Below are 14,000 nucleotides of genomic sequence, written 5' to 3'. Positions count from 1 at the left end.
CTCCCTCTCACTCTTGTCCGTTGGACAAGGATGAGCATGCCCTAGAGTTGTCCATTGGACAACAGGGGTTGGGCAACAGGGGCACGGAAGTCGACCGGAGAGGCACATCGAATGGGTACGACACGAGGCGAGATCGTCGCCGCCACGCTGGCGGTGCTCGACGAGCAGGGGCTGGACGGCGTGACCATGCGCGCCGTCGCGGCCCGGCTCGGCGTGCAGCACAACACCGTCCGCTGGCGCGCCTCCAACAAGAGCCGCCTGCTCGAACTGGCCTCCGACGAACTCCTCGCACACTGTCTCGACGAGCCGCTACCCGAGGCGTTCCCCGACCGGCTCAAGGAACTGAGCCGCCGCTGCCGCACGGCGCTGCTCTCCCACCGCGACGCCGCCAGGATGGTCGCGGGCGTCTTCGCAGCCGAGCCCCACACACTGCGCTACGCCGACACCGTGATCGCCACCCTGCTGGCAGCCGGCCACTCGCCGCGCACGGCCGCGTGGACCCACTGGACGATCTTCTATCTGACCCTGGGCCTCACCCAGGAACAGCAGGCCGCCCAGGAAACCGCACCAGCACCAGCCCTCCAACCGGACCAGGCCCCGGCCGACAGCTACCCGGCTCTGGCCGAGGTCCTGCCGTACGTCGGCCCCGACAGCTTCGACCAGCGATTCGAATTCGCCCTAGGCGTGATCATCGCCGGCCTTCCCCAGACCGAGGGGCCCCTCGGCCCGGGCCGCCAGCGGTGATTTTTTGGGGGCTTTCCGGCCGGTTGACACGGCAACCGCACTCGATGAATCGCCGCAGGTCGAGCAGGGTGCCCCACCCCTACGGGGATGACTTACCGTCAGTCCTGCGCGCCGCGGATCTGCTGCCTCGCTGAGACTCAACAGGGCCGGTCGGCTATGAGCAGACCGGCCTTGTTTTGGGTTCTTCTCGGGGCGTAACCCCTCAGGCATTCCTTCTTGTCGGCGAATTCACGCCGTCGCGGTCAGGCAGGAGGTGTGGGAACCTTAAGCTTGTCCCAGGTGACCTTCCCCGGGAAACCGTCCGCATCGGCGCCACCGAACCCATTCTTCTTCTGGAACAGGCTGTACGCGGCCTTGTCCGCCGACGACCACTTCGTGTCCGGCTCCGGCGGATGATAAGGGCTGCCACAGCCTTCCTGTTGCAGGCGACGAGCCATCGCGAGGACGACCTTGTTGTTCGGCTGATGGTGGAACCATTGCTTTCCGGGGAACGGCACCAAGCCATTTCCTGAATGGGAGATGACCAGGCGCTTCCCGACGGGGATCACGTTAGGGTCCGGAATGTTGTTCAGCTGCTGGAGCTTCGCGACCGTGGTCCCGAAAAACTCGGCTATATCGGAGAGAGTGTCGCCTTCTACTACGTAGTAGATGGCGTCTCGTGTCTGTGTTGTGGTCATGACTCTAACGCTAATCCTGTTCGCAGCGGCTCGCATCTGAACGCCTAGCGGCGTGCGGATTCACCCTATTGGCGTATCACCGGATGACTTTATTTCTCCAGTGCAATAAAATGCCTCGCATTACCGACACGGCAGCTGTAGTTATGGTCATGGAGCGTCCTGCAGCCGGCGGCGTCATTGACGGCAGCCGGTGGCGGTGGCCTGTCACCTGCCCCTGGTCTAGGCCGGCGTGGCCCTTGGCGCGTTGGAAGGTCTCCTCGATCCGCCACCGGCGGCAGATGATCTCCACGAGCGTGGCCAGGGTGAGGGGGCCCGGCGCCCAGCAGTGGAAGTAGGAGACCTCGCCGTTGTAGCGGTGGCGGCGGGCGACCAGAACGCTGGTGCCTGCATCTTGTCCGGCGGAGGCGTCGTCGGCGCGGATGTCGAACCAGGCCCAGTCGTACTCGCGCCGTCCCTGGGTGCCGTGGCCGGTGGCCAGACACATCCACTGTGCGGGCCGCACCTTAAGACAACCGGGCACAGCGGACGACTGGCCCTCTGGCCAGAGCAGGAGGTACCACGGACCACCGTCATCCGCCGTGCCCCGACGCCCAGAGCCCTGAGAGCCGCCCATGCTCCACTTCGCCTTCGCGGGACGTTGCTCCACCGAGGACCTCCAGGACCCCGAGACCTCCCGCAACTAGCAGCTCACCCGTGCCCGCGCGCTCATCGAACCAGCCGGGGGCAAGATCGTCGCCGAGTACTTCGACGCCGGCCGCTCCCGCGCCTTGCCCTGGAAACGCCGCCCCGGGCCGCTGCCCTCCTCAACGCGCTCCGCACCCCCGACCGGGGCTTCGATGCCGTCGCCATCGGCGAACCCCAGCGCACCTTCTATGGCAACCAGTTCGGCAACACCCTTCCCCTCTTCGTTCACTTCGGCGTGCCGCTGTGGGTTCCCGAGGTCGGCGGGGCCATCGACCCGGAAAACGAGGCCCACGACCTGGTCATGTCCGTCTTCGGCGGCATGAGCAAGGGCGAACGCAACCGCATCAAGATCCGCGTCCGCACCGCCATGTCCTCCCAGGCAAAGATCGAAGGCCGCTACCTCGGCGGCAGACCCCCGTACGGCTACCGGCTCGTCGATGCGGGCCCGCACCCCAATCCGACCAAAGCCGCCGACGGCAAAAACCTCCGTCGCCTTGAACCTGACCCCGAAACCGCCCCGGTCGTCGTCCGCATCTTCACCGAGTACCTCCGCGGCAAGGGCTACTACGCCATTACCGAAGGGCTGACCCGCGACGGCATCCCGTCCCCCTCCGCCCATGACCGCGCCCGCAACCCGCACCGTGACGGCCACGCCTGGGGTCCAAGGGCGCGGTGCGCGCCATCCTCGCCAACCCCCGCTACACCGGCCACGAAGTCTGGAACAAACAGCACAAGGAAGAAATCCTCCTCGACATCGACGACGTCCCCCTCGGACACCGCACCAAACTCACCTGGAACACACCAGACCAGTGGATCTGGTCGGCGCAGCCCGTGCATGAGCCGCCGATCAGCATGGAGACCTTCACCCGCGCCCGGGCAAAGAAGTTCACCCGCCGATCGGGGGTGCCCGAGCGCAGGCCCCGCACCACCAACCGCGCCTACCCACTTCGTGGCCGACTGCGCTGCGGCATCTGCCACCGCAAGGTGCAGGGCAACTACAACAACGGTCAGCCCTACTACCGCTGCCGCTACACCGCCGAGTACGCCAAGAGTGCCGTCCTTGAACATCCGCTGACTGTCTGCCGCCCCGCCCTGGAAGCCGCACGGCGGACCATCACCGAGACGAATCGACGCATCGACCGCTACCGCGTCGCACTGGACGCCGGAGCCGACCCCGCTGTTGTAGCCGGCTGGATCACCGCCACCCAGAACGAGCAGATAGCCGCCCGCCAACAGCTCGCCGCCGCGTCGGACGCTCAGCGGGAGATCCTCACCGAGGAACAGATCCACCACGTGATCAAGACCCTCGGCAACATGACCGACCGGCTCCAGGCCGCCGACCCGAGGACAAAGCCCCGCTCTACGCCGACTTCGGTCTTGAGCTGGAGTACCACGCAGATCAGCGGGTCGTGACCGTACGGTCACGACCCGCTGACATGTGCGTATTTGAGTGTCCGAGGGGGGACTTGAACCCCCACGCCCGATAAAGGGCACTAGCACCTCAAGCTAGCGCGTCTGCCATTCCGCCACCCGGACTAGGTGTGATCTTCGCGGGGCGTTCCCCGCGGCGACATGGATAACCATACCAAGGTTTCGGACCGCCTTTCACCTGCGTATCCAGTGGGCCATAGGGTCCGGAAGGTGCAGGTCTGGACAAAATACTCAAAGTTTCAGGACGTGCAGGCCATAGGGGTTCCCGGTGGTCCGGGTGTGGCAGGGGTGGACCCCGGCTCCCGCCCTTGCGGGCAGGGGCCGGGGCGAAGGGCGGATGGTGGGCGGCGGGCGGGTGTCGGGCTACGGCATGAGGTGGTAGTCGGGGAAGTTGCCGGGGAGGCGCTCGGCGGGCGGGCCCTCGGTGACCGCGCGGACGAGGAGCTCACCGCCCACGAAGGCGCCGCTCCAGGAGTTGCCGAAGCCGCCGAAGAGCTCGTCGCGGTCACCGCGGGAGCGGGGCTTGCCGTGGCCGACCTTGAAGGCCCGGATCTGCGGGGACAGCCGGGAGTAGGTCTCGGCGTCGTCGGTGGAGAGCGTGGCGACCAGTGCGCCGTTGCTGGCGTTCATGGCGGCGAGCAGCTCGGCCTCGGTGTCGACCAGGACCAGGGTGTCGACCGGCCCGAACGGCTCGGCGTGGTGGAGGGGCGAGGAGGAGGGCGGGGCCAACAGGGTGGTCGGCGGGAGGTAGGCCGAGGTGTCCTGATCGGGGAGGAAGTGGCCGTCGGCAAGGGTGCCGCGGTGGAGGGGGACGGCGCCGCGGGAGATGGCTTCGGCCGTCAGGTCGGCGAGCTCCTTGGCCTTGGCGGCGTTGATCAGGGGGCCGAAGTCGAGTTCGGGGAGCGGGTCGTCGGGGTCGGCGACCGCCAGCGGGTGACCGAAGCGGACGCTGCGTACGGCCGGGAGGTAGGCGGCCAGGAAGTCGGCGAAGGCCTCGCGCTGGACGACGAACCGGGGGTAGGCGGTGCAGCGCTGCTTGGCGTAGTCGAAGGTCTTACGCAGGAGGGGGGTGAGGGACCGCCAGTCGGTGAAGTTCCAGATGCCCCAGGTATTGAGGCCCTCCTGTTCGAGGATGTGGCGCTTGCCGAGGTCGGCGACGGCGGTGGCGACCCGGGCCCCGGTGTCCCGGCCACCGACGAAGGAGACACAGCCGATCTCCGGCGAGCGGACCAGAGCGGGTGAGAGGTCACCGCCGCTGCCGCTGACGAGGGTCGCCGGGACGCCCTCGCGGGCCGCCAGCGCGCAGGCGAGGGTGAGACAGACCAGCCCGCCGTCGGTTGGGGTCTTGGCGATCACCGCGTTGCCCGCTAGGGCCTGGACCAGCATCGCGTGGATGAGCACCGACATCGGATAGTTCCAGCTGGCGATGTTGCTGACCGGGCCGGGCAGCGGCGTCCGGCCGTCCAGCATCGGGTCGATCTCGTCGACGTACCAGCGGACGCCGTCGATCGCGCGGTCGACGTCTGCCTGGGCGAGCTTCCAGGGCTTGCCGATCTCCCAGACGAGGAGGAGGGCGAGCAGCTCACGGTGCTCGGTGAGGGCGTCGAGCGTGGCGCCGATGCGGGCCTTGCGTTCGGTGAGCGGGAGGTGGCGCCAGGCACGGTGCTGGTCGAGCGAGGCGCGTACGGCCTGCCGGGCGGTGTCGGCGTCCAGGCGGGGCGGCCCGGCGATGGGGGTGCCGTCCACCGGGCTGGTGGCGGGCAGCGGTGCGCCGTCCGGGTGCCAGGCTGCGGCCCAGAGGTTGAGGGCCTGGCCGTCACGGAACGCCTCGGGGGCGGCGGCCAGGCTGCGCCGCCAGGCCTCCTGCCAGGACGTACCCGGCTTCAGGGCGAGGTTCTGGGCGGTTGCGGGGGTGGTGGCCATCGTGTGTCTCCGCTCTCGGTGCATGGCCGGAGGGGCAGGGTGGTGGCGCTCGGCGGCTCCCGCAGGAGCCATTACTGGACGGTAGCGGGCGGGCTGACACCGCGGGACGGTCCGGCCCCAGGTATGGCGAGTGTCACTCTTCGTGGGTGAAGGGACCACCTGGGTGAGGCGACCGGTGGGTGCGGGAGGGACACCGGTGTCTGGGTGGGCAGGTGGGGCCGAGGGGCGGAGGGGCCGGAGGGGGCCGAGCGGTGGGAGGGGGACGCGGGGGTGGAGGGGGCCGAGGGGCGTCCCCCTCGGACGGGCCGGACGGTGTGGCGCCCGCCGCTCCCTGCCCTGCCCCTGACCCGCCCCCGGCTGCCAAAGGGACCAGGCGTACGCGACCGTAGCGGGGCGAAGGGGCAGGGCCACGGAAAGGCGAGGCGTACGCGACCGCAACGGGGCGAAGGGGCGGAGCCACGGAAAGGCGAGGCGTACGGGGCGGTGCGCGCCGAGTGTCGCCGGGGAGCCGGGCTGCCGGCGGGCGTCGGTGGGCCTCAGCCGGCCGTCGGACGGGTGCGCGCCGGGTGTCACCGGAGAGCCGGGCTGCCGGCGGGCGTCGGTGGGCCTCAGCCGGCCGTCGGACGGGTGCGCGCCGAGTGTCGCCGGGCTGCCGGCGGGTGTCGGTGGGCCTCAGCCGGCCGTCGGACGGGTGCGCGCCGAGTGTCGCCGGAGAGCCGGGCTGCCGGCAGGCGTCGGCGCGTGTCGGTGGGTCTCAGCCGTCCCTCGGACGCCCGCATCGCCGGCGACCGCTCGCCAAGTGGCGTGCCGGAAGCGGGCCTTGCGCCGGCGCTCCGCGGCGGACGGCGTACCTGGTCAGCCCGCCCGGGGGGCGTTCGGCTCGGCGGGCTCCCCGGCGCGTTCCTGCGCGCGGCCGGCGATCGCCCGGTGGTGGCGGACCACCTCGTCGATGATGAAGTTCAGGAACTTCTCGGCGAAGGCCGGGTCCAGCCGGGCGTCCTCGGCGAGCCGGCGGAGCCGCTCGATCTGGGCGGCCTCGCGGGCCGGATCGGCGGGCGGGAGGCTGTGCCGGGCCTTGAGCTCGCCGACCTGCTGGGTGCACTTGAAGCGCTCGGCGAGCAGGTGCACCAGGGCGGCATCGAGGTTGTCGATGCTGCTGCGCAGGTAGAGCAGCCGCTCCCGGGCCGCCTGGTCGGCGACGGAGGCCGCGTCGGCCGCCGGTGCTGTCCCTTCGCTCATGTGCCCTCTCGCCATCCATGGTCGTCGGTGATCGACTGCACACTACCCGGCCGAGGGCCGTTCACCAGCGCCGATCTCGCGGTTCGGACATCCCGTGGAGGTGTGGGAGCGGGCCCGGCGCTCTCCTGCGGCGGCCCCCCGCCAGCCCCTCCGTACGTCCCGCCGTGGCCCGACGTCCGTACGCCCGAACCGGTACGCCCGAACCCGTACGCCCGAACCCGTACGCCCGAACCCGTATGCCCGAACCCGTACGCCCGGTGGCGGGCTCCCCCACAGAACCCACCACCGGGCCGTCTGTCGTCGGCCGCACCGACAGCCCGGGCCCCGGTATCGAAACCGGACTCGGAGACGGGGCTGTGCCACGGCCGCTCCGGGACCGCACCGAGCCCATGACTCCGTGCCTGCCCCGACTGGGCTGCATACCCATGTCTTCGCCGGTCCACCCCTCCTTTCGCGATTCCTGCGCCTCCGATCCCCGGCACACGGAGTCATACCGCACAATCCACTCCGCCCTGCACCCCAACACCTGCGAGAATGCGCCCCATTGGGCGGTTGGCCGACCATCGACCGCGGGACAGCGCAGGGGGCAGGGCCGGATGAGCAGGGACCGCACGCTGATCGAGGGAGCCGATGTCGCCGTCGTGGGCGGCAGCATCGCCGGCTGCGCCACGGCGCTGGCCGCACACCGTGCCGGCGCCGCACGGGTCACCGTCCACGAGCGCACCGGCGGCCGCCTCGCGGACCGCGGCGTCGGTCTGGCGGTGCACAACGACCGGTATGCGGAGCTGACGGCGGCCGGCTATATGGATGCGGCGATGCCATGGGTGCAACTGGCCACCCGCCGCTGGTACGTACGGGACGCCGCCGCCCCGCTCGGTCGGCAGGTCGCGACCCTGCCGTTCCCATTCCGTTCGTACTGCTGGGGCCCGCTCTGGCGGGAGTTACGCAGCCGGCTGCCCGCGGACACCGTCTTCCGGTCGGGGGTGACGGTCCACGCCGTCGGCGAGGATCCGGACGGCGTGCGGCTGGCCCTCCGCGACGGCGACAGGAGTGCCGGTGCAGGCAGCGGTCCTGGCGAACGCGGTGGTCCCGACGAAGGCCGCGGTGCCGACGAAGGCCACGGTGCCGACGAAGGCAACGGTGCCGGTGACCGCCGCCATGGCAACCATGACCACCGTCGCCGCGGCACGCACCGGAACCGCGGTCACGACCGCCACGACCACGCCGGCCGCCACGACCACGACGTCGACCGTACGGAGCGTTTCGATCTGGCCATCGGCGCCGACGGGTATCGCTCGCTCGTCCGCGAGGCCGCGTTCCCCGGCATCCGGCCGCGCTACGCCGGCTACCTCGCCTGGCGCGGCGCCGTCCCCGTCGACCGCCTCGCGGCCCTGGATTTCCCGGGCCTCCCTGCGCGCCCCTGGGCGGACGAGGACTGCATCTACGGCGTCTTCCCCGGCGGCCACGTCATCATCTACCGCATCCCGGATGGCCGCGGCGGCCAGCGCGCCAACTGGGTGCTCTACACCACCCCGCCCGCCGGCCTCGATCTGGACCTGGGCACGCCCACCAGCCTGCCGCCCGGCACCCTCACCGAGGCACTGCACTCCCATCTCGCCCATGTCGCCGAGGAGTTGCTGCCGCCCTATTGGGGCGGGCTGCTTCGACTGACCCCGCCCGAGGAGGTGTTCATCCAGCCGATGTACGACTTCACGGCACCGCGCTACGCCGCGGGACGGCTGCTGCTGGCCGGTGACGCGGCCACCGTGGCCCGTCCGCACACCGGCGCCGGCGCGGTCAAGGCGCTGCAGGACGCCGTCGCCCTGGAGGCCGCGCTCCAAGCGCTGCCGCGGAACCCGGATGCGCTGGCGGCGTACGGCGCCGAGCGCGGTGCGACCGGCCGCACCATGGTCGAGCTGGGGCGGCGGCTGGGCCGGTTCCTGGTGCAGGACACCCCTGACTGGAGGTCGTTGGACCAGGCCGGAGTGGAGCAGGGCTGGGCCGCGGCGGACGGTTCGGGCGCGTTCGGTGGGCGCGCGCTGCGGGGCTGAGGGGCCGCCGCTGGGTGGTCGTGCGGCGCGAGGCGGGCGGAGAGGGCTTCGCAGGCTGAACCTTGGACACGCCCATGTCCCTGGCCGCCTCCGGCCGTTCTGCCCGATCACCCGGCACCGGCACCGGTGCTGGGGACAGCGACCCGCTCTCCGCGTACGCCTTCGTCGTGGCCCGGCCCCGGCTCAGCCGGTGGCCACGCGACCCGAGTCGGGGCGGGTACGGGCCGGCCAGACGGTGTGCGGGAAGACGGCGACGTCGGAGTCGGTGTCGGGGATGAGGGTGGTGAGCATCTGCTGGGCGGTCCTCGCGTGGGCGTGGGCGCGGGGCAGCATCACGCTTTCGTAGGCGTCGAGGGCCTGGTCGATGGTGGGGTGGGCGATGACGGACCGGGCGAGTTCGGCGCCGTCGAGCAGGGACAGGTTGGCGCCGACGCCGACGGGCGGCATCAGGTGGGCGGCGTCACCGAGCAGGGTGATGCCGGGGACGCGGTCCCATGTGTGGGGCACGGGAAGCACGAACATGGGGCGGTTGAGGAAGCCGCCCTCGTTGTCGCGCAGGATGTCCAGCAGGCTCTCGTCCCAGCCCTGGTACTGGGCGAGGAGGCGGGCGCGTACGGATGCGGTGTCGGCGAGGTCGAGACCGGCGTGCCAGTCCTCGGGCCCGCGGAAGGTGAGGTATCCGCGGACGTGTCCGTTGCTGTTGCGCTGTAGCACCAGGCTGCGGCGGCCCGCCTTGGCCGACATGGTGCCCCGGCCGACCAGGCGGGCGATGCCGGGGTGTCGGCGGTCGACGTCATCGAAGTGGACCTCCACCATCGTCACACCCGCGTAGGCGGGTTGGGCGTCGGAGAGCGCGGGGCGCACCCGGGACCAGGCGCCGTCGGCGCCGATGACCAGGTCGAAGTCCTCAGCGGTGCGGTCGTGGTGGTGCACGCGAGCCATGCCGTGGGGCAGCGGGGTGACTGCTCTTGCACGGTGGCCCCAGCGGACCGTGCCGGGGGCGAGGGACTCCAACAGGAGGGCGCGCAGCTGGCCCCGGTCGATCTCGGGCCGGCTCAGGTCTCCCTCGTCGGCCCGGTCGTGGCGCATCAGGGTCGCGCGGCGGTCATACAGGCGCCACTGCTGACCTTCGGGACGGGACAGCGCGAGGAACCGGTCGAACAGTCCGGCTGCGCGGAGGGCGACCTGGCCGGTGTCTTCGTGGATGTCCAGGGTGCCGCCCTGCGAGCGGGAGTCGGGGGCGCTCTCCCGCTCGAAGACCGTGACCGGAACGCCGTGCTGTTGCAGGACGCGCGCGCAGACGAGGCCGCCGGGGCCGGCGCCGATGATCGCGATGCGAGGGGTGGAGGGGAGGGGGGTGGTGGACAGAGGGGTGGTGGACATGGGGATGCACGCTCCGGTCTACGGGATCGAGGGGGTGCTGGTGTCGTGCGGTGCTGCCCTGCGGAATCGCACGGGGAGGCCGGCGAGGCGGTGGTGGCGCACCGACCGTTCCGTGGGGAGGGGAGCTCGCCCATCCACGGAATCACAGCAGCTCCAAAAGTACAACTGATTCGATTTTTTATCTGATCGCCTTTGTGAGCGCCTCCTCTCGCGCGGGTTAGGGTGGGGGCATGGCCGAGACGACGACCGGACGCCGTGCGCGCAAGAAGGCCCGGACCAGGCAGGCGTTGTCCGATGCCGCGCTGCGGCTGTTCACCGAGCGCGGCTTCGACGACGTCGGCGTCCGCGAGGTGGCGGAGGCGGCCGACGTCTCGCTGAGCACGCTCTTCCAGCACTTCCCCAGCAAGGAAGCGCTCGTCTTCGACCTCGACGCGGACATCGAGAGCGCCCTGATCGCCGCCGTTCGCGACCGGGCCCCCGGTCAGCCCGTTCTGCACGCCGTGCGGGACCACCTGATGCAATCCCGTACCGCCGCGCGGACCGACGACCCCCTGTTCGTCCTCGTCGAATCCACCCCCGCGTTGCGGGATTACGCCCGGCGCATGTGGTCGCGTCACGAGAAGGCACTGGCCGCCGCTCTCGCCGATGCCACGGGACTGGCCCCGGACGACCTCGCCATCACCGGCCTGGCACGCTTCGCCCTGGAGGCCCCCAGCCTCGCCCGGGCGAGCGACGACCCGGCCCGGGCCGTACGAGACCTGTTCGCCCTGCTGGAACACGGCTGGGGCACGACCCCGTTGGCGCACGAGCAGGACCGCTCCGGCCAGGACGGGTAACCGCGACCGGAGGCCGCATCCCGGCGCCATCAACAGGCGGCCCGCTCGACGGGTCCGCTTCGCACCACGGGTGGGAACTGCGGCGGGTGAATCCCGTCCCGCACATGCCGGACAATGAGGTCGCGAGGTCACCGCACACCGCGCGGCACCCCTACCCCGGTGCCCGGTGACCCTCGGCGGCCCCTGCCACACGGGAGCCGCGCCGGCCATCAGCACGCACAGAACCGGGACTGATCGGGACATGGGACGAGTCACGGAACGACGCAGGGTGATCCGCATACGGGACGGGGCGGTCTCCACCCGGCCGGACACACTGGTCGCCGAGGAGCCGTTGGAGATCCGGCTGAACGGCAAGCCGCTGGCGATCACCATGCGTACGCCCGGCGACGACTTCGCGCTCGCCGCGGGCTTCCTGGTCAGCGAGGGCGTACTGGGCGCGGCCGACGAGCTGCGGAACATCCTCTACTGCGCGGGCACCACGGAGGACGGGGTCAACACCTACAACGTGGTGGACGTGCAGACGGCGCCCGACGTCGTGATCCCGGACATCACCCTGGAGCGCAACGTCTATACGACGTCGTCGTGCGGACTGTGCGGCAAGGCCAGCCTGGACGCGGTACGCACCACCGCCCGTTGGTCGCTGGACGCCTCCCCCCGACCCCCGTTCCCGATCGAGCCCGCCACGCTGTCCGCCCTCCCCGACCGACTGCGGGCCGCCCAGCGGGTGTTCGAGCGGACCGGGGGGCTGCATGCCGCGGCGCTGTTCACCACGGACGGCGAGCTGCTGGACGTCCGGGAGGACGTGGGGCGGCACAACGCGGTCGACAAGATCGTCGGCCGGGCGCTGCAACAGGGGCTGCTGCCGCTGTCGTCGGCGGTGCTGATGGTCTCCGGGCGGGCCTCGTTCGAGCTGGCGCAGAAGGCCGTGATGGCGGGCATCCCCGTACTGGCCGCGGTCTCGGCGCCGTCCTCGCTCGCGGTCGACCTGGCGCAGGAGACCGGGCTGACCCTGGTCGGATTCCTGCGCGGCAGCTCGATGAACGTGTACGCGGGCGAGCACCGGCTGGCCCTGCACGCGGCTACCGCCACCGACTGACCGCCCGGCCCGCGCGCCCCACCCCTACCGTCACCTCCCCGCCGTCGAGACCGCACTCGCCGCGAGCGCCTGCGCGAGCGCGCGTCACGCCTCCGGCAGTGCGATCCGGGTCAGCAGCGCGATCAACTGCTCGCGCTCGGCGGGGGTCAGGTCGGCCGTCAGCTCCGCATTGGCGCGGTCGCCGAGCTGCTGGGTGCGCCGCAGTCGCTGCCGGCCGTCGGCGGAGATCTCGATGGCGTTCTTGCGTCGGTCGCCGGGGTCCGGGGTGCGGGTGACCAGGCCGTCCTTCTGCAGGTCGTTGACGAGCGCGACCATGTCCTTGGGGTCGATGCCCACGGTGCGGCCGAGCTCCGCCTGGGAGACCGGGCCGAGTTCGGCGACCGCGGACAGAACGGCGTGGTGCATCATCCGCATGCCCTCGGTGGCGAGGGCCTCGGCGACGAGGCGGTGCCCGCGGGCGGCGGCGCGGCCCAGCAGCCAACTGGGGAGCGCGCGGATACGGCTGGGGGCGTAGGGAGTGTCGGCCATGGCGTCACCGTACCGAGAAATTCCTTGGAGGTACCAATGAAAGCCCCTCCATAAACCATTGGACGACCCAATGGTTTGGGATTATCGTTGGGGAGACCAATGAAAACGCGTCGGGGCGATGACTCTCGCACCGACCGCTCCGCACGGAGGTGCCCACCCATGCGCCGAGTTCGCTTCCATGCCTACGGCGGCCCCGAGGTCCTGCGCGTCGAGGAGGCCGAGGCGCCGGTGCCCGGCCCCGGTGAACTCCTGGTACGTACCGAGGCGATCGGCGTCACGCTGCCGAACGTGCGCCGGGTACGGAGCGGCGGTGATCCGCTGCCCGCCGTACCGGGCGGGGAGGTGGCCGGCGAGGTGGTCGCCCTCGGCCCCGGGGTCACCGGCTTCGCCCCGGGCGACCGGGTCACCTCGCTCACCCTCACCGGCTCGTACACCGAACTCGCCCTCGCCCCGGCCTTCTTCACCAGCCGAATACCGGACGGCGCGAGCGCGGTGCAGGCGGTGGCGCTGGTGCGCAGCGGGCAAGTGGCGCTGGCCGCGCTCAGCACCGCCGCACCCCGGGACACCGAGTCCGTACTGATCACCGGCGCGGCCAGCGCCACCGGGCACCTGGCCGTCCAACTGGCCAAGCTCCAGGGGGTGTCACGGGTGGTGGCGGCGGTCGGCTCGGCCACCAAGGCGGAGTTCCTGCGCGGGCTGGGGGCCGACGAGGTGGTGACCTATGACCAGGAGTCCTGGGGAGAGCCGGTCGACATCGTCCTGGACGGGGTCGGTGGGGAGCTGCTGCCGCGCGCACTGGGCGCGCTGGCGGAGGGCGGGCGGCTGATCTTCTTCAACTCCGGTGGCGGGACGGTCCCGGCGTACGAGCTGCTGGCGGGGTCCAAGACGATCACCGGGCTGACGATGCGCCGGTTCAGCACCGTCCACCGGGAGCGGTACGAGCGGCATCGCGAGCAGCTCTGGGAGCTGGCCGGGTCCGGTCGGCTGCGGGTCGCCGTGCATGCCGAACTCCCGCTGGACGAGGCGGCGAAGGCGCACGAGATCATCGAGGCGCGGGCGAATCTGGGCAAGGTGGTGCTGCGGCCGTGAGGCCGGGGCGGGCCGGTGCGGAGGACGTTCTGCCCGGCGACAGGGGCCGCCGGAGGGAGGGCGCACGGGGACGCGCCATGGGGGCGGCGCGGCCCACCGCCCCCGGCCCGACCGCTCATCCGGCGCCAGAGCCACTTCGCCGGCGGAGCCGGCCGCCCGCTCGGCACTCCCGCCCCCTCAGCCCCCGCAGACCCCTCCAGCGCTCGCGCCGCAGCGTCTGCGGGCCGGGAGAGTGAATTCCGGCTGTGGCACGGAGAACCGACGCAGGCTCCTTGTCGCGGTCCGCACGCGGCAGTAGCTTCCGACAGGGATGCACATG

General features: G+C 71.3%; 12 protein-coding genes, 1 tRNA gene and 1 pseudogene. 7 read left to right on the top strand and 7 right to left on the bottom strand.

Features of this window, described 5'->3' with window-relative positions:
• The first annotated feature begins 111 nt into the window (after window positions 1-111).
• Window positions 112-744 (top strand): TetR/AcrR family transcriptional regulator C-terminal domain-containing protein, encoded by a 633-nt coding sequence (locus AB0G84_RS20680; protein WP_361322433.1) that lies wholly within the window; start codon window positions 112-114, stop codon window positions 742-744.
• Between the two features lie 242 nt (window positions 745-986).
• Here AB0G84_RS20680 and AB0G84_RS20675 read toward each other — a convergent pair whose 3' ends face one another.
• Entirely contained in the window at window positions 987-1,421 is a 435-nt protein-coding gene (locus AB0G84_RS20675) for a peptidoglycan-binding protein (protein ID WP_361322430.1), read from the bottom strand.
• Between the two features lie 76 nt (window positions 1,422-1,497).
• Window positions 1,498-1,923 (bottom strand): hypothetical protein, encoded by a 426-nt coding sequence (locus AB0G84_RS20670; RefSeq protein WP_361322427.1) that lies wholly within the window; start codon window positions 1,921-1,923, stop codon window positions 1,498-1,500.
• Between the two features lie 483 nt (window positions 1,924-2,406).
• On the opposite strand from AB0G84_RS20670, the pseudogene AB0G84_RS20665 reads away from it, so the two are divergent.
• Together AB0G84_RS20665 and AB0G84_RS20660 are read left to right on the top strand one after the other, a co-directional pair.
• Window positions 2,407-2,673 (top strand): annotated as a pseudogene (locus AB0G84_RS20665) (recombinase family protein); the annotation flags it as partial.
• Window positions 2,674-2,777: 104 nt separating this feature from the next.
• Complete coding sequence (locus AB0G84_RS20660; RefSeq protein ID WP_361322424.1) at window positions 2,778-3,518, top strand: zinc ribbon domain-containing protein; 741 nt, start codon at window positions 2,778-2,780, stop codon at window positions 3,516-3,518.
• A gap of 38 nt (window positions 3,519-3,556) precedes the next feature.
• Here AB0G84_RS20660 and AB0G84_RS20655 read toward each other — a convergent pair.
• From AB0G84_RS20655 to AB0G84_RS20645, 3 genes are all read right to left on the bottom strand, one after another.
• Window positions 3,557-3,641: transfer RNA gene (locus AB0G84_RS20655), tRNA-Leu, on the bottom strand.
• 258 nt (window positions 3,642-3,899) lie between these two features.
• Window positions 3,900-5,459: an aldehyde dehydrogenase family protein gene (locus tag AB0G84_RS20650; RefSeq protein WP_361322421.1), complete on the bottom strand. Its 1,560-nt coding sequence runs from the start codon at window positions 5,457-5,459 to the stop codon at window positions 3,900-3,902.
• Between the two features lie 855 nt (window positions 5,460-6,314).
• Window positions 6,315-6,698, bottom strand: a complete 384-nt coding sequence (locus AB0G84_RS20645; RefSeq protein WP_361322418.1) for a chorismate mutase — start codon at window positions 6,696-6,698, stop codon at window positions 6,315-6,317.
• 596 nt (window positions 6,699-7,294) lie between these two features.
• Here AB0G84_RS20645 and AB0G84_RS20640 point away from each other — a divergent pair.
• Complete coding sequence (locus AB0G84_RS20640; protein ID WP_361322415.1) at window positions 7,295-8,749, top strand: FAD-dependent monooxygenase; 1,455 nt, start codon at window positions 7,295-7,297, stop codon at window positions 8,747-8,749.
• Window positions 8,750-8,932: 183 nt separating this feature from the next.
• Here the strand turns inward: AB0G84_RS20640 and AB0G84_RS20635 are convergent, their stop codons facing one another.
• Window positions 8,933-10,132 carry an NAD(P)/FAD-dependent oxidoreductase gene (locus AB0G84_RS20635; protein WP_361322412.1) on the bottom strand — a complete coding sequence of 400 codons (1,200 nt, stop codon included), beginning with the start codon at window positions 10,130-10,132 and terminating at the stop codon, window positions 8,933-8,935.
• Between the two features lie 230 nt (window positions 10,133-10,362).
• Here AB0G84_RS20635 and AB0G84_RS20630 point away from each other — a divergent pair, with 230 nt between their 5' ends.
• Window positions 10,363-10,968, top strand: coding sequence for a helix-turn-helix domain-containing protein (locus AB0G84_RS20630; RefSeq protein ID WP_361322409.1), 606 nt, complete (start codon window positions 10,363-10,365; stop codon window positions 10,966-10,968).
• Between the two features lie 241 nt (window positions 10,969-11,209).
• Window positions 11,210-12,064, top strand: coding sequence for a formate dehydrogenase accessory sulfurtransferase FdhD (gene fdhD / locus AB0G84_RS20625; RefSeq protein WP_361322406.1), 855 nt, complete (start codon window positions 11,210-11,212; stop codon window positions 12,062-12,064).
• An 84-nt stretch (window positions 12,065-12,148) separates the two neighbouring features.
• Here the strand turns inward: fdhD and AB0G84_RS20620 are convergent, their stop codons facing one another.
• Window positions 12,149-12,592 carry a MarR family transcriptional regulator gene (locus tag AB0G84_RS20620; protein WP_361322404.1) on the bottom strand — a complete coding sequence of 148 codons (444 nt, stop codon included), beginning with the start codon at window positions 12,590-12,592 and terminating at the stop codon, window positions 12,149-12,151.
• Between the two features lie 159 nt (window positions 12,593-12,751).
• Here AB0G84_RS20620 and AB0G84_RS20615 point away from each other — a divergent pair, with 159 nt between their 5' ends.
• Window positions 12,752-13,681 (top strand): zinc-binding dehydrogenase, encoded by a 930-nt coding sequence (locus tag AB0G84_RS20615; protein ID WP_361322401.1) that lies wholly within the window; start codon window positions 12,752-12,754, stop codon window positions 13,679-13,681.
• Window positions 13,682-14,000 lie beyond the last annotated feature (319 nt).

It is taken from the genome of Streptomyces sp. NPDC020742 (assembly GCF_040641675.1).
Classification (GTDB): Bacteria; Actinomycetota; Actinomycetes; order Streptomycetales; family Streptomycetaceae; genus Streptomyces.
This window is presented reverse-complemented; position numbering and strand designations above follow the sequence as displayed.